Origin of the sequence: Halomonas sp. Cn5-12 (assembly GCF_021532545.1) — a bacterium.
GTDB classification, from domain to species: domain Bacteria; phylum Pseudomonadota; class Gammaproteobacteria; order Pseudomonadales; family Halomonadaceae; genus Vreelandella; species Vreelandella aquamarina.
Window position 1 is genome coordinate 13,360 of sequence record NZ_JAKGAY010000030.1, and the last position, 21,360, is coordinate 34,719.

At 55.3% G+C, this 21,360-nt stretch carries 18 protein-coding genes, 3 tRNA genes and 2 pseudogenes; 17 read left to right on the forward strand and 6 right to left on the reverse strand.

Annotated elements, in window-relative coordinates; all coding sequences use genetic code 11:
• The first annotated feature begins 230 nt into the window (after positions 1-230).
• The 3 genes from L1249_RS14005 (at position 231) to L1249_RS14015 (ending at position 5,095) form a co-directional block, all read left to right on the forward strand.
• On the forward strand, positions 231-2,153 hold the full coding sequence (locus L1249_RS14005; RefSeq protein WP_044628482.1) for a PrkA family serine protein kinase: 1,923 nt from the start codon (positions 231-233) through the stop codon (positions 2,151-2,153).
• A 69-nt stretch (positions 2,154-2,222) separates the two neighbouring features.
• Positions 2,223-3,512: a YeaH/YhbH family protein gene (locus L1249_RS14010; protein ID WP_228168552.1), complete on the forward strand. Its 1,290-nt coding sequence runs from the start codon at positions 2,223-2,225 to the stop codon at positions 3,510-3,512.
• Between the two features lie 20 nt (positions 3,513-3,532).
• Positions 3,533-5,095: a SpoVR family protein gene (locus tag L1249_RS14015; protein ID WP_235253645.1), complete on the forward strand. Its 1,563-nt coding sequence runs from the start codon at positions 3,533-3,535 to the stop codon at positions 5,093-5,095.
• A 76-nt stretch (positions 5,096-5,171) separates the two neighbouring features.
• On the opposite strand, the gene L1249_RS14020 is transcribed toward L1249_RS14015, so the two are convergent.
• Positions 5,172-5,486: a high-potential iron-sulfur protein gene (locus L1249_RS14020; RefSeq protein ID WP_044628485.1), complete on the reverse strand. Its 315-nt coding sequence runs from the start codon at positions 5,484-5,486 to the stop codon at positions 5,172-5,174.
• Between the two features lie 252 nt (positions 5,487-5,738).
• Here L1249_RS14020 and L1249_RS14025 point away from each other — a divergent pair, with 252 nt between their 5' ends.
• Together L1249_RS14025 and L1249_RS14030 are read left to right on the forward strand one after the other, a co-directional pair.
• Positions 5,739-6,014 (forward strand): Lrp/AsnC family transcriptional regulator, encoded by a 276-nt coding sequence (locus tag L1249_RS14025; protein WP_044628486.1) that lies wholly within the window; start codon positions 5,739-5,741, stop codon positions 6,012-6,014.
• Between the two features lie 77 nt (positions 6,015-6,091).
• Positions 6,092-6,940, forward strand: coding sequence for a DNA/RNA non-specific endonuclease (locus L1249_RS14030; protein WP_137094880.1), 849 nt, complete (start codon positions 6,092-6,094; stop codon positions 6,938-6,940).
• 229 nt (positions 6,941-7,169) lie between these two features.
• Here L1249_RS14030 and L1249_RS14035 read toward each other — a convergent pair.
• The 3 genes from L1249_RS14035 to L1249_RS14045 form a co-directional block, all read right to left on the reverse strand.
• A tRNA-Leu gene (locus L1249_RS14035) sits at positions 7,170-7,256 on the reverse strand.
• A gap of 47 nt (positions 7,257-7,303) precedes the next feature.
• Positions 7,304-7,390 (reverse strand) — tRNA-Leu (locus L1249_RS14040).
• 86 nt (positions 7,391-7,476) lie between these two features.
• Positions 7,477-7,563: transfer RNA gene (locus L1249_RS14045), tRNA-Leu, on the reverse strand.
• Between the two features lie 288 nt (positions 7,564-7,851).
• On the opposite strand from L1249_RS14045, the gene rnr reads away from it, so the two are divergent.
• From rnr to L1249_RS14090, 9 genes are all read left to right on the forward strand, one after another.
• Positions 7,852-10,236 (forward strand): ribonuclease R, encoded by a 2,385-nt coding sequence (rnr, locus tag L1249_RS14050; protein WP_172416343.1) that lies wholly within the window; start codon positions 7,852-7,854, stop codon positions 10,234-10,236.
• 2 nt (positions 10,237-10,238) lie between these two features.
• Entirely contained in the window at positions 10,239-11,039 is an 801-nt protein-coding gene (rlmB, locus tag L1249_RS14055; RefSeq protein WP_172416342.1) for a 23S rRNA (guanosine(2251)-2'-O)-methyltransferase RlmB, read from the forward strand.
• Between the two features lie 211 nt (positions 11,040-11,250).
• Positions 11,251-11,628, forward strand: a complete 378-nt coding sequence (rpsF, locus tag L1249_RS14060; protein WP_044628490.1) for a 30S ribosomal protein S6 — start codon at positions 11,251-11,253, stop codon at positions 11,626-11,628.
• A 33-nt stretch (positions 11,629-11,661) separates the two neighbouring features.
• On the forward strand, positions 11,662-11,889 hold the full coding sequence (gene rpsR / locus L1249_RS14065; RefSeq protein ID WP_009097135.1) for a 30S ribosomal protein S18: 228 nt from the start codon (positions 11,662-11,664) through the stop codon (positions 11,887-11,889).
• Positions 11,890-11,901: 12 nt separating this feature from the next.
• Positions 11,902-12,753, forward strand: coding sequence for a hypothetical protein (locus L1249_RS14070; protein WP_235253648.1), 852 nt, complete (start codon positions 11,902-11,904; stop codon positions 12,751-12,753).
• Positions 12,754-12,768: 15 nt separating this feature from the next.
• Positions 12,769-13,215: a 50S ribosomal protein L9 gene (gene rplI, locus L1249_RS14075; RefSeq protein WP_044628492.1), complete on the forward strand. Its 447-nt coding sequence runs from the start codon at positions 12,769-12,771 to the stop codon at positions 13,213-13,215.
• A 130-nt stretch (positions 13,216-13,345) separates the two neighbouring features.
• On the forward strand, positions 13,346-16,006 hold the full coding sequence (locus tag L1249_RS14080) for a replicative DNA helicase (RefSeq protein ID WP_268825204.1): 2,661 nt from the start codon (positions 13,346-13,348) through the stop codon (positions 16,004-16,006).
• Positions 16,007-16,088: 82 nt separating this feature from the next.
• A complete protein-coding gene (locus L1249_RS14085; RefSeq protein ID WP_044628494.1) occupies positions 16,089-16,382 on the forward strand; it encodes a hypothetical protein in 294 nt (97 codons plus the stop codon).
• A gap of 139 nt (positions 16,383-16,521) precedes the next feature.
• Positions 16,522-16,824, forward strand: coding sequence for a DUF6482 family protein (locus tag L1249_RS14090; protein WP_044628495.1), 303 nt, complete (start codon positions 16,522-16,524; stop codon positions 16,822-16,824).
• A 25-nt stretch (positions 16,825-16,849) separates the two neighbouring features.
• On the opposite strand, the pseudogene L1249_RS14095 reads toward L1249_RS14090, so the two are convergent.
• Positions 16,850-17,032, reverse strand: a pseudogene (locus L1249_RS14095) (DCC1-like thiol-disulfide oxidoreductase family protein); the annotation flags it as partial.
• Positions 17,032-17,178: pseudogene (locus tag L1249_RS14100) on the reverse strand (cryptochrome/photolyase family protein); the annotation flags it as partial. The pseudogenes L1249_RS14100 and L1249_RS14095, both read right to left, overlap by 1 nt.
• A 112-nt stretch (positions 17,179-17,290) precedes the next feature.
• On the opposite strand from L1249_RS14100, the gene hemH reads away from it, so the two are divergent.
• The 3 genes from hemH to L1249_RS14115 all read left to right on the forward strand — a co-directional run bounded on the left by hemH (position 17,291) and on the right by L1249_RS14115 (position 21,343).
• A complete protein-coding gene (gene hemH, locus L1249_RS14105; RefSeq protein WP_058577089.1) occupies positions 17,291-18,370 on the forward strand; it encodes a ferrochelatase in 1,080 nt (359 codons plus the stop codon).
• 200 nt (positions 18,371-18,570) lie between these two features.
• Complete coding sequence (locus tag L1249_RS14110; protein WP_062361653.1) at positions 18,571-20,919, forward strand: putative monovalent cation/H+ antiporter subunit A; 2,349 nt, start codon at positions 18,571-18,573, stop codon at positions 20,917-20,919.
• Complete coding sequence (locus tag L1249_RS14115; RefSeq protein ID WP_044628498.1) at positions 20,912-21,343, forward strand: Na+/H+ antiporter subunit B; 432 nt, start codon at positions 20,912-20,914, stop codon at positions 21,341-21,343. The genes L1249_RS14110 and L1249_RS14115 overlap by 8 nt, the downstream gene beginning before the upstream one ends.
• Positions 21,344-21,360: the final 17 nt, after the last annotated feature.

Here is a 21,360-nt window from a genome sequence, read left to right on the forward strand (position 1 = left end):
GCTCTCAAGCGCCGCCTTCTCAGGCGGCGCGTTGCGTTGTGGGGGTGCCACAATATTTCACGCAACTAACCCCCTGTTGCTGTGCTCATATCGTTAACAGCGCTGCGTTGAAGGTTTAGTCATCACTTTTTGCTAATGCTGACTACGCTGATAGAGCGACACCTCGAATAGCACACCGTCTGGGGTATTGGCTTGGCGGTTGCGCTGGGGATGGGCCACAGGAGAGTTCCATGAGCATCTTTGATCACGTTCAAGACCGATTTGCCCGCGTTCAGCAAGAGGACATGAGCCTTGAGGAGTACTTGGCGCTTTGTCGCCGTGACCCCAAGGTGTATGCCAGCGCTGCCGAGCGCATGCTGGAAGCGATAGGCGAGCCTGAAGTGATCGACACGGCGAAAGACCCGCGTCTATCACGTATTTTCTCGAATAAGGTGATCCGCCGCTATCCCGCTTTCGCCGAGTTTCATGGGATGGAAGAAGCCATTGAGCAGATTGTGGCGTACTTCCGCCACGCGGCCCAAGGCTTGGAAGAGCGCAAGCAGATTCTTTATCTACTGGGGCCGGTCGGTGGCGGTAAATCGTCACTGGCCGAGCGCCTGAAGCTATTGATGGAGCGCATTCCCTTCTATGCCATCAAAGGATCGCCGGTCTATGAATCGCCGCTTGGACTGTTCTCACCGGAAGAGGATGGTGAGCTGCTGGAGCAGGAGTACGGCATTCCCGGGCGCTACCTGCGCAGCGTGATGTCGCCCTGGGCGGCTAAACGCTTAAAAGAGTACGGTGGTGATATTTCCCAGTTCCGGGTGGTGCGCCTCTACCCATCGCGGCTGAATCAAATTGCCATCTCCAAAACTGAGCCGGGGGATGAGAACAATCAGGATATCTCATCGCTGGTCGGCAAAGTCGATATTCGTCAGCTGGAGCTTTACTCCCAAGACGATCCGGATGCCTACAGCTTCTCCGGCGGGCTGTGCCGTGCCAACCAGGGGCTGATGGAGTTTGTGGAGATGTTCAAGGCTCCCATCAAGGTGCTCCACCCGCTGCTGACCGCTACCCAAGAGGGCAACTACAATCCTACCGAGGGCATGGGCGCGATTCCTTTCGATGGCGTGATTCTGGCCCACTCCAACGAGTCCGAATGGCAGGCGTTTCGTAACAACCGCAATAACGAGGCGTTTCTGGATCGTGTCTATATCGTCAAAGTACCCTACTGCCTGCGGGTGTCGGAAGAGATCAAGATCTATCAAAAGCTGTTGGAAGACTCCTCCCTCAGCGCCGCGCCCTGCGCGCCGGATACGCTGCGCATGCTGGCGCAGTTCTCAGTGCTGTCGCGGCTCAAGGTGCCGGAGAACTCCAGTATCTACTCCAAAATGCGGGTGTATGACGGGGAGAACCTGAAGGACACCGACCCACGCGCCAAGTCGATTCAAGAGTACCGCGATGCGGCTGGGGTCGATGAAGGTATGCAAGGGCTCTCGACCCGCTTTGCCTTCAAAATTCTCTCCAAGGTGTTCAACTTCGATAGTACCGAAGTCGCGGCCAACCCGGTGCATCTGCTGTACGTGCTGGAGCAGGCGCTGGAGCGCGAGCAGCTGCCGTCCGAAGTATTCGAGCGCTACTTGGGCTTCATCAAGGAGTTTTTGGCCCCGCGTTACGTGGACTTCATCGGCAAAGAGATTCAGACCGCGTATCTCGAGTCTTACAGCGAGTACGGTCAGAACATCTTTGACCGCTATGTGACCTATGCCGACTTCTGGATTCAAGACCAGGAGTACCGTGACCCTGAAACCGGCGAGCTGCTCAACCGCCAATCGCTGAACGAGGAACTCGAGAAGATCGAGAAACCGGCGGGTATCTCCAACCCGAAAGATTTCCGCCATGAAGTGGTGAACTTCGTGTTGCGGGCGCGGGCGCAAAACAACGGTATGAACCCTAGCTGGCAGTCGTATGAGAAGCTGAAAGGCGTCATCGAACACAAGATGTTTGCCAACACCGAAGAGCTGTTGCCGGTGATCTCGTTCAACGCCAAAGCGTCGAAGTCGGATCAAAAAAAGCACGAGGATTTCGTGGCGCGCATGGTGGACCGTGGCTATACCGAGAAACAGGTGCGGCTGCTCTCCGAATGGTACCTGCGCGTGCGTAAGTCTCAGTAGCGGGCTGCTTGGCCCGCATACAAGAGCGCCACGGTTCGGCGCTTAAGATCGAGGTGTTGAGGAGGTCGAATGACCTACTTTATTGATCGTAGACCTAACGCTAAGCATAAAAGCGCGGTCAATCGGCAGCGCTTTTTGGAGCGTTACCGCAAGCACATCAAGCGCTCGGTGGAGGAGGCGGTCAACCGCCGCTCCATCACCGACATGGAGCGCGGCGAGAAAATATCGATTCCCACCAAGGACATTTCCGAACCCGTGTTTCAGCACGGGCCGGGCGGGGCACGCAACATCGTCGCGCCGGGTAATAAGGAGTTTTTGGAAGGTGACAAAATCCGTCGACCTAGCGGCCAAGGGGGTGGTGGCGGTGCCGGGGAAGGCGGCGCTTCTAACCAAGGAGAGGGGAACGACGAGTTTGCGTTTACCCTTAGCCGCGAGGAGTTTCTGGAGTTCGTCTTCGATGGCTTGGAGCTTCCCCATTTACAGCGCAAGCCGCTCAAGTCGTTGGAAGAGATCAAAATGGTGCGGGCAGGGCTTGCGCGAGATGGGGTGCCGTCACGCATCAGTATTACCCGATCGATGCGCGAGGCTTATGCACGGCGCATCGCCATGCGCGCGCCCATCAAACGTGCTTTGAAAGAGGCGCAAGAGGCGCTAGCGGCCGAGGAGCGCAAAGACCCGGTGCTGCGTAACCCGGCGCGTATCGTGGAGCTCAAAGCCGAGATCGAGCGGCTGGAGAAGCGCATCGACGCCATTCCCTTCATCGATACCTACGATTTGCGCTATCACCAGCTCGCCGCCCAGCCGCAACCATCGAGCCAAGCGGTGATGTTTTGTGTCATGGACGTGTCGGGCTCCATGACACAGAACCATAAAGACATCGCCAAACGGTTTTTCTTACTGCTCTATCTTTTTTTAGAAAAGCATTACGAGAAAGTCGAGCTAGTGTTCGTGCGCCACCATACGGCTGCTAGAGAGGTGAATGAAGAGGAGTTCTTTTACTCGCGAGAAACCGGCGGCACCATCGTCTCCAGCGCGCTGAACCTGGTCAACAAGATCATCGAAAAACGCTACCCCGCCGGGCAATGGAATCTCTACGTGGCCCAGGCCTCCGATGGCGACAACTGGGACGATGATTCCAATATCTGCCGTGATCTGTTGGTGAAGCAGTTGATGCCTCAACTGCAGTACTACGCCTACGTGGAGATTACCCCGCACGATCATCAGTCGTTGTGGCACGAGTACGAAACCGTAGCAGCACAGTTTCCCGAGCGGTTTGCCATGCGCCAGATCGTCGATGCGGGCGATATCTACCCGGTTTTTCGTGAGCTATTCAAGCGCCGCATGAGCCAAGAGCGGTAGTGCGAGTCGAGGAGTGCGCCATGAGTGTAAACCGCAAGCCCATTGCCACTGGGTCGGACTGGAATTTCAGCGTGCTGGAGCGTTTTGATGAGGAGCTTGCTAGGCTCGCCGATGAGTATCGGCTGGATACCTATCCCAATCAAATTGAGGTGATTACCACCGAGCAAATGATGGATGCCTACGCCAGCGTCGGTATGCCAGTGGGATATCACCACTGGTCATTCGGTAAGCAGTTTCTCTCTGTGGAGCAGGCCTACAAACGTGGACAAATGGGGCTTGCCTATGAGCTGGTCATCAACTCCAACCCCTGCATTGCGTACCTGATGGAGGAGAATACCCTGATGATGCAGGTGTTAGTGATTGCCCACGCCTGCTACGGTCATAACTCCTTCTTCAAGGGCAACTACCTATTCCGCACGTGGACCGATGCGGAATCCATCGTCGATTACCTCGTGTTCGCTCGCAAATACATCGCCCAGTGTGAAGAGCGCCACGGCGTGCACGCCGTCGAGCAACTTTTGGATGCCTGCCATGCGCTACAAAACTACGGGGTAGACCGCTACAAGCGGCCATCACCCATCTCGGCAGAGGAGGAGGCCAAACGCCAAGACGAGCGCGAAGCGTACCTGCAAACCCAGGTCAACATGTTGTGGCGAACGATCCCCGAGCCGCCAGCTGGCGTCGCGCCGCTCCCGGGAAGCCTGCACAGCGATGATGACCCGCTAGGCCTGCATAGCGGCGGCTGCTACCCCTCAGAACCACAAGAAAACTTGCTCTATTTTATCGAGAAGAACGCACCGTTGCTGACCCCTTGGCAGCGTGAAATCGTGCGTATCGTGCGTAAGTTGGCCCAGTACTTTTACCCACAGCGGCAAACCCAGGTCATGAACGAGGGGTGGGCGTGTTTTTGGCACTACACGCTGATGAACCGGCTTTACGATGAGGGCAAGGTAGATGAGGGACTAATGCTGGAGTTCTTACAGTCCCACGCGGCGGTGATCAACCAGCCAGGGTTTGATAGCCCTTATTATAGTGGCCTTAATCCTTACGCGCTGGGGTTTGCCATCTTCATGGATATTAAGCGTATTTGCGAAGCGCCGACGGCTGAAGACCGCGAGTGGTTTCCCGATATTGCAGGTAGCCCCTGGCGGGAAACCCTTGAGTTCGCGATGCGCAACTTTAAGGATGAATCCTTCATACAGCAGTTCTTGTCACCTAAGGTGATTCGCGACTTAAAGCTGTTTTTAATTGTCGATGACGACCAGGTAGAGATGCTTGAGGTTGCTGCTATTCACGATGACCGTGGCTACAAACGCATACGTGAAGCGCTTTCAAGCCAATATGCTCTGTCGGTGCGTGAGCCGAATATTCAGGTGGTAGAAGCTGCCATTCGCGGTGATCGCTCATTAACGCTGCATCACATTCAGGATAGTCGTCGGCCACTGGGGAGAAGTGTCTATCCGGTGATTCGCCATTTACAGCAGCTATGGGGCTTCCCTGTACACTTGGTATCCATGGAAGATGGGAAAGTCACCCGCCGTTATCACTGGCCGGTAGAGGAAGAGAGCAAAGGGGCTGGCTAAAAGCAGTGACCCCGCGCAGGGTGCGGGGTCATGGATATCGCAGTAGCCTAAGGTTTGCTTACACCTTGGGGGTTGCTTACGCTTTGGCCGTCCACGATTGGCACCAGCCTTCCGGTGCAACGCTGTTTTCTGGGAAGAGCTGGCAACCTTCGGTATCTGCATTGAAGAACATGCAGTTAGAGCAGAGTTCGCCCTCTTCATAAGCGGGATGGTCACTCGCATCGCTGGCCACTTCGACGTAGTTAAGCGCCTGAGCAGTAGGAGAGGACGGATCCAGACGCGGCAGTTCCTGAGCAAAAGCACTCTTCGACAGAATGCCAGCACCAAACGGTAGGGCAGCGAGGCCCAGCACACTGTTACGCATGAACTTACGACGGCTCTGATTAGCCATGGTGTCTCCTTATCGTCACGGTCTGACGTTTTGCTACGGTTGTCGGGTGGTGATCCACCTCTTAATACTCCGACAAGTCTTATAAATCGGAGGTCTACGGTACATGCTAGCGCATGCTCAAAATTAGTGCGAATAACCTTATAAATAGCGCGACAATTAGCCACGCTGTCAGGCAGCGCTTGGCCGTACCTAGCAGGCTGCTATACTCGCCCCGTAGCGTGATATCCACAAGACATGATTAGTGAGGGCGCCATGCAAAACGCAGTGATCTTGATTAATACCGAAAAAGGCCAAGTAAAGGCAGTGGCTGAACGCCTAGCCGATGTGGAAGGGATCAGCGAAGTGTACTCCACCTGCGGCCGTTACGACCTAGTCGCCATTGCCCGCACCCGCGATTTTGAGAGCCTAGCGGAGCTGGTGACCGAGCGCCTAAATGCCGTAGAAGGGATTAGTGATACCGAAACGCTGAATGCCATGCAGGTTCACTCTCGTCACGACTTGGAAACCATGTTTTCACTCGGCTGGTAACGTTAGCTACCTACTAAAAAACATACTGGTCTATCTAAAAAGCTTGTAGGGGAGTGACTCCGTTGGGGAAATCGCTTGTGCACTGGCGTCGTCAGGGGCGACGCCTGGGCATCGCTGTGCTGTTTGTAATAGTGGGAACCGGGTTATGGGAATTCCAGGGGCGCCAACATCAAGATGCCTATACCTGGCAAGGCGTGCCCACTTGGGAGGAGTTTCGCCCCACCACGTTTCATCGCGTTTTACGCAACGATGGCTTTTTAGTGGGATGGTCGGATGTTCGTGTCGGTGCGCTATGGGTGAGCTATCAAGTGAAGGCCGTACCGGACAATACCCGGATCGGCGGGCGGCCCAACTTTCAGGCTGACTGGCGCACGCTATGGCCGGTGGATACTGATAGCTACTCAGGGAGCGGCTACGACCGCGGGCATCTGGCGCCTAACTACGCTATTGCTGCCGTGCATGGGCGTAGTGCGCAAATCGACACCTTCTTAATGAGTAATATGGCTCCGCAGCGGCCCAACTTAAATCGTCAACTGTGGCAGCGTTTAGAAGAGTCGGTGATGGACCACTTCGCGCCGCGTTTTGAGCGCTTACAGGTGATCACCGGGCCGATCTACCCTGAGCGCTTTATGGATAACGTGTTTAACCGCGTCGGCTTTGTGGAAGTGCCTCAGGCGTTCTACAAAATTATCGTTGCGCCTCACGACGAAGCGCCTTTAGCGCTGGCATTTATTATGCCCCAAGACGTCAGAGGCAATGAGCCGCTGGATGACTACCTCGTCACCATTGATGATATCGAAGCGCAAACGGGACTGAACTTCTTTCCTGACTTAACCCCTACCATGGAAGCCGTGCTAGAAGGCGAGCTGCGGACACAAGGATGGGCGCTGGAAGAAATTGCTCGCCGCCCTGGGCGCTATCAATAAGCACGGAGATGCATTAACCAGCAATCACGGCGGGCGAAGCCGCATTAATGTTTCGCCCGCTTGACATGTTTGGCAAGTAAGTTAAGGCGGTAGGGTGCAATCGCAGTCATGAAGATAAGACGCAAAAAGCGCCATACAAAGATGGTTCTCTATCAAGAATAACTCTGAGCGAGGTGTTTATTGAATATCTATGAGGAAGATAAAGAGTGATGCGGACGGGACCATAAAATGGTGCCCAGGAGAGGACTTGAACCTCCACGTCCATACGGACACTAGCACCTGAAGCTAGCGCGTCTACCAATTCCGCCACCTGGGCGCATCATTCTTTTTACAACTAAAACAGTTATAGCGTCTGTATTCGTATGGTGCCCAGGAGAGGACTTGAACCTCCACGTCCATACGGACACTAGCACCTGAAGCTAGCGCGTCTACCAATTCCGCCACCTGGGCGAATACAAACTAACTGCTTTCACATCTACTTCTTGCTTGCCGCTGCACCTTACGACTTCATGAAAAGGGGATAACATGAAGTGGTTTGGTGCCCAGAAGAGGACTTGAACCTCCACGACCATACGGTCACTAGCACCTGAAGCTAGCGCGTCTACCAATTCCGCCATCTGGGCAAGTGGCGCGTATGATACCGAGGCCGTGGTTAAATGCAAGCCCCAAGGCGCTTTTTTTAATACTGAAATCGCATTAATGCGGTGTTAGGTGGTTGGGTGATTGAGCGGGCAGCGCTATACTGCGCCTATGACCAAACAAAACATGACATGCTTCAGCTTATTAGCAGCTGACAACGGCTTAGCAGCTGACAACGGCGCTAACGCCGTCGAAGACAACTCCCACCCGCAGTGCACCACGCCTGCGCTAACTGTCCGCCTCCCGCAAACGCCACCAAGGATGTTGATCGCATGAAGTACTGGACGTTGAGTGATGATCCGCACGCCGAGCGCGAGGCGCAAAAGTACGATAATCCTGCGCCCAGCCGCGAATATCTACTGGCTGCCTTAGAAAGCTACGGTAAACCGATTACTCATGAAAACTTGAGTAGAATGCTGGGCATTGAAGATGAAGACCACCTAGAAGCCGTGCGTCGGCGCCTGGCCGCTATGGAGCGCGACGGGCAAGTGCTGCGTGATCGACGAGGTGCTTACGCGCTGATCGATAAGCTCGATCTGATTAAAGGTAAGGTGCTTGGGCATCGCGATGGTTTTGGCTTCGTACTCAGAGATGATGGCAAAAAGCCAGATCTCGTCCTGCCGCCTCGTCAAATGCGGCGTGTATTTCACGGGGACCACGTGCTGGTACGCATTAGTGGTCGTGACCGTCGCGGTCGTGACGAAGCGACCATTGTCGATGTGATTGCCCGCAATACTCAAACCATTGTCGGTGTGTACCGTAGTAACACGCCGGAATTTGGCGTGCTGATTCCTGAAAACCCGCGTATTACGCAAGAGGTGATCATCCCACATACCGCCTGTGGGGGTGCCAAAGACGGCCAGGTCATTTCGGCCAAGATCGTGCAGCAGCCCGCCACGCGGGTGCAGCCGGTGGGTGAAGTCATCGAAGTGCTGGGGGAGCGTATGGATCCTGGCATGGAGATCGACATTGCCATTCGCAGCTATGACATCCCCGCCGAGTTTCCGCCAGAGGTGCTGGATCAAACCAGCGAAATCTCTGCCGAGGTCTTGGAGGAGGATAAAAAGCATCGCGTCGATCTGCGTGACATTCCGCTTGTCACCATTGATGACGAATCTGCCAAAGACTTCGACGATGCTGTCTGCGCTTGGAAGACCAAATCCGGTAGTTGGAAGCTGCTGGTAGCGATTGCCGATGTGTCGCACTATGTTCGACCCGGCACTGCGCTGGATGATGAAGCGCGTACGCGTGGAAACTCGGTTTACTTCCCCGGTCAAGTCGTCCCGATGTTGCCGGAGCTGCTCTCCAATGGCCTCTGTTCGCTGAATCCGCATGTCGACCGCCTGGTGATGGTGTGCGAGATGAACATCTCCAAAACCGGCGCCATTAGCCGCTACTCGTTCTATGAAGCCGTGATGAACTCCCATGCTCGCCTGACCTATAACAAGGTGGCGGCGATGTTGGATGGCGAGAGCGAAGAGGGTGAGGCGCTGCGTCGTGAGCATGCGGAATTAGTCAAGCCGCTCAAAAACCTGCACGAGCTTTATGGCCTGCTGCGCTCTGCTCGGGAAGAGCGCGGAGCGATCGATTTTGATACCACTGAAACGGCGATCATCTTTAACGATGAGCGCAAGATCGAAAAAATCGTGCCGCGAACGCGTAACGACGCTCACAAGCTCATCGAGGAGTGCATGCTGGCCGCCAACGTAGCCACGGCGCGCTTCTTGGATAAGCATGACCTGCCTGCGCTTTACCGTATTCATGAGCGGCCCACGCCCGAGCGCTTAGACAAGCTGCGCTTGTTCTTGAGTGAGCTGGGGCTTTCCTTGGGTGGGGGCGACGAACCCACGCCGCAAGATTATCAAGTGCTACGCGAAGCCATCGCTGACCGACCGGACGCCGATATTATCCAGACCGTCATGTTGCGCTCGATGAATCAGGCGGTCTATTCGCCGCAAAATGAAGGGCACTTCGGCTTGGCGTACCAAGCGTATGCTCACTTCACGTCACCGATTCGCCGTTATCCCGATCTCTTGGTTCACCGCGCTATTCGTTCGGTCATTCGCGGGCCGCGCCAGACCAATACGGTCGTGCGGGTAGAGGGAGCGCCGGTAGAGCCGCCGAGCAAGTGGTGCCCCTATACCTTCGAGCAGATGCTGGAACTGGGCGAGCACTGCTCGATGACCGAGCGACGCGCGGATGAAGCGACTCGCGATGTCGAGAGCTGGCTCAAGTGTGAGTTCATGTCCGATAAGCTTGGGGAGACGTTCGAAGGCACGATTGCCTCTGTAACGCAGTTCGGTCTGTTTGTTCGTCTGGACGACTTCTATGTAGAAGGCCTAGTGCATGTCACCTCGCTGCCGTCGGACTACTATCATTACGAAGCCGAGAAGCATCGCCTAAAAGGGGAGCGCACGGGTACTACGTATCGCTTAGGCGACGGTTTGACCGTGCAGGTAGCGCGTGTCGATATGGATGATCGGAAAATCGACTTTGGCTTGGTCGACGATAAGCCACGCCCGCGCCGCCAACCGCGCAAGCGCCGTGGTGAGAGCGGCGGCCCGAAAGCCGCTGCTGCAACCGATAAACAGCCGACTCGTCGTGGCCCGCGCCGTACCCGGAACGGCCCGCGTAAACCATCAGCGAAAAAGGGTTGAGCATGAAGTCGTCGTCATCTCGACGTAACCCGCGTAATGCCGCCATTCGCACGCCGGATGGCTTGGATCAAGTGTATGGTGTTCATGCGTTAGAGAGCCTGCTCGAGCGCGGTGAAGCCCCGCGCGAGCTTTGGGTTCAGCAGGGGGCGGGCAACCGCCTAAAAAACGTGGTAGCAAATGCCCAGGCAAGCGGTGCGCGTATTAAAGAGCAGTCTCGCGAGGTGCTTGATCAGCTCACCCAAGGTGCGGCACACCAAGGTGTGGTGGCGTTTTGCGCGCCATTAACGCCGGAAGGCGAAGAATCGTTATGGCTGAAGTTGCGCGCCTGGCATGCGCCTACACCGCCGCTACTGCTGGTGCTGGATGGCGTCACCGATGTGCATAACTTCGGTGCCTGCCTGCGTAGTGCCGATGCTGCGGGGGCTCATGGCGTGATCGTGGCGAAAGACAAGGCCGCACCGCTCAATGCCACGGTCAGAAAGGTGGCCTGTGGGGCGGCGGAAGTCGTTCCGGTCTATCAGGTCACGAATCTATCGCGCACCTTGGCCAAGCTCAAAGATGCGGGCGTTTGGATTACCGGCACCGCCGGTGAAGCAGAAGCCAGCGTGTTTGAGGTTGATATGACTGGCCCCACTGCGTTGGTGATGGGGGCAGAAGGGAAGGGCATGCGCCGTTTGACTCGCGAAGCCTGCGATAATCTTGCCAAGCTGCCTATGGCAGGGCAGGTGTCGAGTCTTAATGTCTCGGTGGCTACCGGTATTTGTTTGTTTGAAGCCGTTCGTCAGCGGCAGCTTGCAAGTTAGCGGCCAGCCCACTAGAATGCTTGCGCCCGTTTATTCATAAGCGGGCGTTCGTATTGGTAAGTGACTTATACGATCAACAGTTCTGCTTGATGTCCTGTCTCGGCTGTTCGCGGCCTAGAAAGGGCATTTCAGTTAACTCCTTGCTTCCCTGTCGCGGTTAAGGCATTTGCCCTAACGCACACCGGAAGCTGCCAAACCGCAAGGAGATTCCATGCGTCATTACGAAATCGTGTTTATGGTCCACCCGGATCAGAGCGAGCAAGTGCCGGCTATGGTCGAGCGCTACACCAGCATCGTTACCGAAAACGCTGGCACTGTGCATCGCCTTGAAGATTGGGGCCGTCGTCACCTGGCTTACCCGATCAACAAGATCCACAAAGCCCACTACGTGCTGATGAACGTTGAGTGCACCGGCGAGACTCTCGAAGAAATCGAGAACATCTTCCGTTTCAACGACGCCATCATCCGCAGCCTGGTTGTTCGCTGCAAAGAAGCGATCACCGAAGCTTCCCCGATGATGAAGCCGGCAGAAGAGAAGCGTCCGCGTCGCGAAGAAAAACCGCGCGCTGAAGCTGAAGAGACTGCCTGATTTTATCCACCGCACGTTTTAAGGAGCTAGTCCATGGCACGTTTTTTCCGTCGCCGTAAGTTTTGCCGCTTCACCGCTGAAGGCGTCAAGCAGATCGACTATAAAGATCTCGACACGCTGAAGGCTTACATCACCGAAACCGGCAAGATCGTTCCGAGCCGCATCACCGGCACCAAAGCACGCTATCAGCGTCAGCTGGCGACCGCTATCAAGCGTTCACGCTACCTGGCACTGCTGCCCTACTCCGATAGCCACCAGTAAGCGTTTGACGTGATGCTGGCACTCGCAAGATGGCTGATGCGTGGCACGCCCTATGCCGCAGGCGGGGCAGCGCTAGCAGCGTTAGTGCCCTGGCTGTTTTGGTTGGGTGCGGCCATCGCGGCGTTAGTGACCTTGCGCAAGGGCTTTGCTCCCGCGTTTCCGGTGATTATCGCTGCGGCATTACCAGCTGGTTTCTGGTGGGCGCAGGGTGATGTGATTCCGCTGGCGAGCGTATTACTCGTCTCGTTAATGGCGGTCATATTGCGCGAAAGGATACGCTGGAGCGAAGCTCTGATCGTTGGCACCTTAGCGGCCGCGATCATGGTTCAGCTGGGCATCTTCAGCCCGCCGGGTGGCACCGAACTCATGCTGGAGCAGCTGCGCGAGAGCTCGCAAGAGGTCGACCGCATGCTCACGGAGTTTGCCAACCAAGGCATCGATACGACGACTCTGGCCGCCATGGTCATTGGCGGCGTCACGGGGTTGGTTGTGTTGTTAGCGGCCATCGCATGTTTGGCGCTAGCACGCAGCTGGCAGGCTGGGCTTTATAACCCAGGTGGCTTTCGTGAAGAATTCCATGCGCTGCGCCTGGCCCCTAAAGAACTCGCTATTTTAGTAGTGCTTGGGGTGGCAGGTATGGTGCTGGGAGCGCAGGCGCTGGCCATGCTGAGTTGGATTCCGCTGCTGATCGCCGGTATTGCGTTAGTGCATGGGTTTATTGGAATTAAGGGGATGAACGGGCTGTGGCTGGTGGCATTTTATGTGCTGCTGATCACGACCTGGCCCACGATTCTCATTGTGCTGCTGTTGGGGCTGATTGATACATTCGCGAACGTTCGCGCACGCCTTGCCCGCAGCAATTGACAAGAGGTTTACGAGATGGAAGTCATTCTGCTCGACAACATTGGTAAGCTGGGCGGCCTGGGTGACAAGGTCACTGTTAAGCCTGGTTATGGTCGTAACTACTTGGTGCCTTACGGTTTAGCCGTACCGGCCACCAAAGAGAACGTTGAAGCGTTCGAAGCGCAGCGTGCAGAGCTTGAAGCTCAAGCCGCTGAGCGTAAAGCAGAAGCCCAAGCACGTGCTGAGCAGCTTAACGACATCGAACTGTCGTTGGTTTCTAAAGCGGGTGATGAAGGCAAACTGTTTGGTTCTATCGGTCCGCGTGACCTGGCCGACGCGATCTCCTCTGCTGGCATCGAAGTTGCCAAGAGCGAAGTCCGTATGCCGCAGGGCCCGATTCGTCAAACTGGCGAATACGACATCGACCTCCACCTGCATGCAGAAGTGGACGCCGTTGTACGCGTGGTCGTTGTCGCCGAGTAATCTCGCTCGCCAACGCTAACGCCTCTAAGGGCGCGGGATATCCCGCGCCCTTTGTCTTTTTAAGCTGCTACTGATTCGCTATGCCAGTGGTACGAAGGAAGCTGCCCGGCTAAGATAAGCGCCGTTGGCAATGCGTTATTTTAAGGAGCTCGCTATGCAGGACCAGCCTTCTGCTGATCAAGAAACGGCGGCGCTTAAGCTGCCGCCGCACTCGCTAGAGGCGGAGCAGTCGGTGTTAGGCGGGCTTATGTTGGACAATCAGGCGTGGGACAACGTCTCTGAGCGCTTGGTAGCCGACGATTTTTATCGTTATGAGCACCGGTTGGTGTTCAATGTCATGATTCATCTAGCGGAGTCAGGGCAGCCGCTAGACGTAGTCACGCTTTCCGAAGCGCTGGAAGCCCGTGACCAGTTAGATACTGTAGGTGGGCTCGGGTTTTTGGCAGAGCTGGCCCGCAATACACCCTCAGCCAGCAACATTCGCGCCTATGCAGATATTGTTCGCGAACGCGCCACGCTGCGTAAGCTGATTCGGGCAGCTAATCAAATTGCTGAAGGGGCGTTCTCTCCGCAAGGGCGGCCCGCCGATGAGCTGTTAAACGAAGCCGAGCGGCTGGTGTTTCAAATTGCCGAAGAGCGCCCCAAAACCGGTGGACCTATCGGTATGAGCGACCTGCTCACCAAAGCGGTCGACCGCATCGATGAGCTCTTCAACCTCAAAGGCGAGATGACTGGTCTCTCCACCGGTTTCCGCGATCTGGACGAGATGACCTCGGGTCTGCAGCCCTCCGACTTGGTGATCATCGCTGGGCGTCCGTCGATGGGTAAGACGACATTCGCCATGAACTTGGTCGAGCATGCGGTCATCTCTAGCGACAAGCCGGTCATGGTGTTCTCCATGGAGATGCCCGCAGAGTCGCTGATGCTACGGATGCTCTCTTCGCTGGGACGTATCGATCAGACGCGCGTTCGCTCGGGCCAGCTGGAGGACGAAGATTGGCCAAGGCTCACATCGGCTGTCAACCTTCTCAAAGACAAACAGCTGTTCATCGATGATACCGCCGCGCTCTCGCCCAATGAGATGCGCTCGCGACTGCGCCGTATCGTGCGTGAGCACGGCAATATGGCGCTGATCATGATCGATTACCTTCAGCTGATGCAGATCCCAGGCTTTTCTGAAAACCGCACCGGTGAGATATCTGAAATCTCCCGCTCACTCAAAGGGTTGGCAAAGGAGTTCAACTGCCCGGTCGTGGCGCTTTCGCAGCTGAACCGCTCGCTAGAGCAGCGCCCCAACAAGCGCCCCGTGATGTCGGATTTGCGCGAATGTGTCACGGGAGACACGTTGGTCATGCTGGCTAATGGAGAGCGACAGCCCATTCGCGAGCTGGTAGGGCAAACGCCTAGCGTTGTCTCGTTAGGGGAGAATGGTAGGCTCCATTGCTCCGCCACGGATCTAGTGTGGTCAGTGGGTGCCAAACCTATATTTGAAGTCTCCCTCGCTAGTGGGCGGCGTATTCGTGCCACTGCTAAGCATCGCTTAAAAGCACTGTGGGATTGGAAAACCGTGGCCGAGCTGAAGGTGGGTGACCGTATTGCGTTAGCAAGGCATCTCCCCGAGCCAGAGAACCCGGTGGTATGGGAGGAGTACGCGCTTATCCTGCTAGCCCATTTGTTGGGCGACGGCAGCTATGTCAAAGGCCAACCGCTACGTTACACCACGGCCAGCGAGGCGAATAGTGAGGCTGTCCAGCGCGCCGCTGAGCAATTTGGTTCAACCGTTACCCGCCATGCCGGGCGTGGTAACTGGCATCAGCTCGTCATTGCTGGTAATGGCAATCGCTGGCATGCACAAGGGGTAGGGCGTTGGTTGAAATCATTGGGGATTTTTGGGCAGCGCTCTGCTGAAAAGTATATTCCTAGCGATGTTTTCAAGCTCTCCAATCAGCAGTTGGCGCTATTTATGCGTCATCTGTGGGCAACCGACGGCAGCATTACGATGGATAAAAATGGCCGAACCCGGCTCTACTTCGCAACGGTTAGCCGTCGCCTTATTGATGACGTTAGTGCCCTGCTGCTGCGCTTCGGTATTGTGGCCAGAATTCGTCACGTTCTATCGGGTGAGGGGGGCGGATGGTATACCGCAGATGTATCGGGAAGCGAGCAACAGCAGCGCTTCGCCCGGCTGATTGGTGCATTTGGTCATCAGCAGCCAGCGCTGGAGCGAATTAAAGCGTCAACGATGACGGCCAACACCAATATCGATACTTTGCCGCAGGAGGTATTTGATCACGTTAAACAAGCCATGGCGGAGAAAGGGATAAGCCAGCGGCAAATGGCGGCGATGCGGGGTACGGCCTATGGGGGCGCATCGCACTTTAGCTTCGCACCTTCACGTGCCACGCTCAGCAGTTACGCTGACGTGCTCGGTGATGCTGCTTTATCGCAAATAGCCTCCAGTGAGCTATTTTGGGATCAGGTCGTCGAGATACGTTCCTGTGGGGAAGAAGAGGTGTTTGACTTAACCGTACCGGGGGATGCGTGCTGGTTAGCCGACGGTATCGTGAGCCATAACTCGGGAGCGATCGAGCAGGATGCTGACGTCATTGCCTTCGTTTACCGGGATGAGGTGTATAACCCGGATAACCCTGACAACCAGGGGATTGCGGAGCTGATCATCGGTAAGCAGCGTAACGGGCCGATTGGCACGGTGCACATGGCCTTTATTGGTAAATACACGCGCTTTGAGGACTTGGCTCCCGATAGCTACGGCGAAGCGTTTGGCGATTAACTTGAGCGACATGAGGGAGAACGTATAATGCGCACCCTCATGAGCAGTTCGCCTCGAGCAGATAGAGAGACAGGAGTAACAAATGGCAGGTGGTTTTAGGCGCGGTAACCGCAAACGTCTTCCTAAGTTGGAAGGCCGCGGTGAACTCCAGTCGCTAGAGCGCGAGGGGCCTTTTAAAGAGTGGCTGGGCATGCCCGACCTTTATCGCTACTTTCTGGTAGTGGAGGGAGAGAAGTACAGCTACCAAACGGAAGATGCTGAACTTCCCGTCGCGGTCGGCGACAAAGTAGTGTTTCGGTACAAAGAGACCAAAGGCGGTAATTGGATTGATCGTAACTCGCTGGGTAAGGCGATTGACCCGTCCGAGTATCAGTAAATCGACCATAAGTTGACGAGTTGGTCAGGAACTCTTTTCTGTTATTGCCCTCTTAGGCAGTTAGTGCCAAGGTAATATTATTGTCATGGGGTCGCGTCATGCTGTGCTCCATGACGATGACCAATAACAGGAGGGAACCATGGAACTGAAAGCGCTCAAACAGTTCGTCGCAAGTCACGACAACTTTGAAATTCGGGTGATTACCCATTCGGGAAGCCGCTTCTACCAAGTAGAGCTAGAAGATGTAGAAGGCGAACGCCATATGCTGATGCAACGTAATAAGCCGATGCTGTTCCGTTCATTAGATGACGTTTATCTGGAGCTAAAACGTGCAGGCATCCATCGCGCTTACCTGGTGCAACATGTGCCGCAGGATGAAGTGATTGGTCACGACGCCCATTACAGCTCGCCGCTGACCTCGCGTATGCCGCTAGTTTTTTAATCACTGGTTAACGTAACGGTTTAACCTAACGCTTTTCCCACCACAGTCCCAGCCGGATACGGCGTCGGGCAAAAAAACGGTAGCCTGCATCCATCATGCTTCGCAGGCCCGGTAAGCAAGAAAGTCTTACCACCCGCCGGTAGCCCAACACCGCATACAGGGCCCGGCTGGCGTCCATGCCGATAAACCATCTCCCCTGATTATCCTGCCGGTTTTATGCAGGTGATGTGGCACGTAGCGTGCTTCTTCAGCCACTTCGCATAGCGCAACCACCGCATTGGAAGGCGCGTCGCAAAGCGTTGGAAGCGTCAGCGTGAGCTGATCACCCAATACGAGCAGTAACGGCTTAGACATGAGTTAGCCTGAGGTTATACAAATAGTGTTGATAGTATAACTTTATGCCGCGACTTTGCCGAAAAGTGTTAAGATTTTGCCCATTATGTACTGCACCTAAGGAGTGAGCGAGATGGCCGATAGCGTTGTAAAGGATCAACCCGGTGAGGGGCGTTTAACTCATGCGCCCAGCAGTCACCCTGCGGTTCCCCGCGCCAAGGTGGGCGTAGTTCTGGCCAACCTGGGAACACCCGATGCCACCGACTACTGGTCCATGCGCCGCTATCTCAGCGAGTTCTTATCCGATAAACGGGTTGTGGATTACGCTGGTTGGAAATGGCAGCCGCTGCTGCAGCTGATCATTCTCACCAAGCGGCCTTTTTCATCTGGCCATGCGTATAAAAGTATTTGGAATAATGAGAAGAATGAAAGCCCGCTGCTAACCATCACGCGTTCCCAAACGGAAAAAATGACCGAGCGCTTAACGGCGTTGTATGGCGATGATGTAGAAGTTGATTTCTGCATGCGCTACGGCAACCCCTCCACCGATAGCGTGCTAAAGCGTATGAAAGAGAAGGGCTGCGAGCGCATTGTGTTCTTCCCGCTTTACCCGCAATACGGCTCGCCCACCACCGCGACGGCGAATGATCAGGCGTTTCGCGCGCTGATGAAGATGAAGTGGCAGCCCTATATTCGCACCGTGCCCGCTTATTTTGAGCATCCTGCCTATATCCAGGCGCTGGCGAATTCGGTACAGGAAGCTTATGACGGGTTTGAGAGCCGCCCGACCAAGTTAGTTGCCAGCTATCACGGGGTGCCTGAGCGTTATTTAATGGAAGGCGACCCCTATCACTGCCAATGCCAGAAAACCACACGGCTGCTGCGTGAGAAGCTGGGCTTAAGCAAGGAGGAGGTGGATACCGCCTTTCAGTCGCAGTTTGGCCCCGAGAAGTGGGTTGGCCCGCAAACAGTGGAGCACGTTGCCGAGCTGGCCAAGCAGGGGCATAAGCATATTGCGATTCTTTCGCCAGCATTCTCTTCTGATTGTGTGGAAACCCTTGAGGAGATCAAAGAGGAGATCCACGACAGCTTTATGGAAGCGGGTGGCGAAACCTTTAGCTATATCCCCTGTTTGAATGACCGCGATGACCATATAGATGCACTGTTAGCAGTGGTCAATAACGAGCTCTCTGGCTGGTTGTCGACACCGTAAAGTCGCGTATTTGCTATAAAAACCGTCTAGCGTATTACGTTAGGCGGTTTTTTATTGGGGCCGTCTTTTCTAGAAATGTGAGAAACGCTAGTATAAGGTTTGTGCATATAAAATCACACTTATTCAACGTTTAAGCGGCTTGTGCATCTGTATAGGCGGCTTATTGGGATGAATGAACGTCACTAGGGAGAAAGCGCCGGATGCAATTTGCCGTGTTAATGGGCTTCGTGTTGGCAGCGTCTTCACCGCTGCTCAACCGTTGGTTTGGGGAGCGAACAAGCCTGCTGCTTGCGCTGTTTCCGGCGTTGCTGGCTGGTTGGCTTTTTAGTCAAGCGCCCCTGGTGTTGAGTGACGGGCCTCAGTTACTTGAGTGGTCGTGGGTGCCTTCGCTAGGCATTAGCCTTAGCTTTTTACTGGATGGCCTTTCTCTGCTGTTTGGCTTGCTGATTACGGTGATTGGCACCTGTGTCCTGGTGTATGCGGGTGGCTACTTAAAAGGCCACCAAGATATTGCCCGTTTCCACCTCGCCCTCGTCGCCTTTATGGCCTCTATGCTGGGGCTTGTGTTAGCGGACGGCCTGCTGACGCTGTTTATTTTCTGGGAGCTGACCAGCATCACCTCGTACCTGCTGATTGGCTTTAACCATACTGATATTGAAGCACGCAAATCCGCTCGTCAGGGGCTTTTTGTGACGGTTGCTGGTGGCTTGGCGTTAATGGCAGGTTTGGTGCTATTGGGTATCGCCAGCGGTAGCTGGTCTCTGAGTGAAATTTTGCAGTCAGACGATGACCTGCGCCAGCATGCGCTTTATGCCCCTATGCTGATCTGCTTATTGCTAGGAGCCTTTACCAAGTCGGCGCAGTTCCCATTCCACTTCTGGTTACCTAACGCTATGGCGGCGCCGACCCCTGTGTCGGCCTACCTGCACTCCGCTACCATGGTGAAAGCGGGGATTTACCTGCTGGCACGCCTACAGCCGGAGTTGGGTGGCACGGCCATGTGGGTGACAATACTCTCAGTGGTGGGGGCGACCACCATGCTGACGGGTGCCTTCTTAGCCATTCACCATACCAATATCAAAAAGCTGCTGGCCTACTCCACCATTATGGCGCTGGGAACGCTCACCATGCTGCTGGGGATTGGCTCCGAATACGCCATGACCGCTTTTGTCACCTTTCTGCTCGCCCACTCCATGTATAAAGGAGCGCTGTTTATGGTGGCGGGCATCCTTGACCATGAAACCGGCACGAAAGACGTCACCGCTATGGGCGGATTACGAAGCGTTATGCCTGTCACGGCAGTGATCACTTTTGTGGCGGCGCTCTCCTTGGCAGGGGTGCCGCCGCTGTTTGGCTTTATCGGTAAGGAACTCATGCTGGAGGCAGCGTTAGGCGCCGAGCGCGTTCAACTGTTGCTGGTGCTGTTTGCCTTCCTGGCAGCCATCTTGACCATTGCGGTGGCGGCGATTGTTGCGCTACGGCCGTTCTACGGCGCACGCCATGAAACTCCCCAAATACCCCATGAGGCGCCGTTGAGTATGCTGATAGGCCCAAGCCTATTGGCATTCGGGTCGCTCGCGCTTGGCTTGGCCCCTGCTGTGCTAGGGGCCGATGCGCTCTTGACCTCGGCAGCAACGGCGGTTGCGGGGGAGACGCTGCCGGTCTCGCTGTCGCTGTGGTACGGCGTCAACGTGGCGCTGATTATGTCGGTGGTGAGCTTGATCCTCGGCTTTTTGCTGTTCAAGCGGTGGGACAGCGTACGCGCCCAGTTAGCCAGGTTGGCACCGGTGATGCGTCATGGCCCCGAGGCGGGGTACGAAGGCTTGATGAATGGCATCGTGCGCTTCTCCGAATGGCAGACACGCCTGCTGCAAAACGGCTATATGCGCAATTACATCCTGGTCATGCTGGTAGTGCTGATCGCGCTGATTGGCAACTCAATACTGCTGCGCCACTCTCCGCAGCTGGCGCTCTCCCTAGACGTGCGTTTCCATGAAGTCATTGTGGTGGGCACCATGGCAATGGGGGCGCTGTTTGCCACAATTTCACGCTCCCGCTTAGGCGCCGTGGTATCGGTGGGCATTATGGGCTTCTCTATCGCGCTGATCTTTATTCTGTTTAGCGCGCCAGATTTGGGGATTACCCAACTGCTGGTAGAAACCATGACGGTGATCCTGCTGGTATTGGTACTTTTCAGATTGCCGCGTTTTTCAAATCTCTCCACCAATCTTGAGCGCATCCGTGATGGGGCCGTTGCGGCCACCATGGGGGTATTAATCTTCTTGCTGATCATAACCGCTTGGAGTATCGACCAGTTTGAATCGATCTCTACCTATATGGTGGAAAACAGCGCGCCGCTTGCCTATGGTCGCAATATCGTCAACGTCATTTTGGTGGATTATCGTGCCCTCGATACGCTCGGCGAGATGTTTGTTTTAGCGTTAGCCGCGATTGGTGTGATTGCGATGCTAAAGCTGCGTCATAGGGAGGCAGAAGGCAAAGCGACGGATAGCGACAAAGCCAGCGTGAAGGAGCCCTACGATGGTTAAATCAGGCACGATTATTCTGAATACGGCAGCGCGGTTCCTGATGCCACTGCAACTGATGTTCTCGGTTTTTCTGCTGCTGCGTGGCCATGACGAACCGGGCGGCGGCTTTATTGCCGGATTGGTAGCAGCTGGGGCGTTCACTCTTTACCTGTTTGCCTTCGGGGTCAGTGCCACCAAAGAGGTGCTGCGCATGGTCGACCCGCGAGACTTGATCGGCGCAGGACTCTTTTTTGGGATGATCTCGGTAGTGCCCGCTTGGTTCATGGGGCAGCCTTTTCTGACTGCTCAGTGGTGGACGATTCCGGTGATCGACTTTAAAGCGTCTACGCCGCTGATTTTTGATATCGGAGTGTATCTGGCGGTGTTGGGGTCGGTGATGGGCATGGTCATGGCATTAATGGAGGTGGATAAGGATGAGCCATAAGTTACCCAACCCGCTGT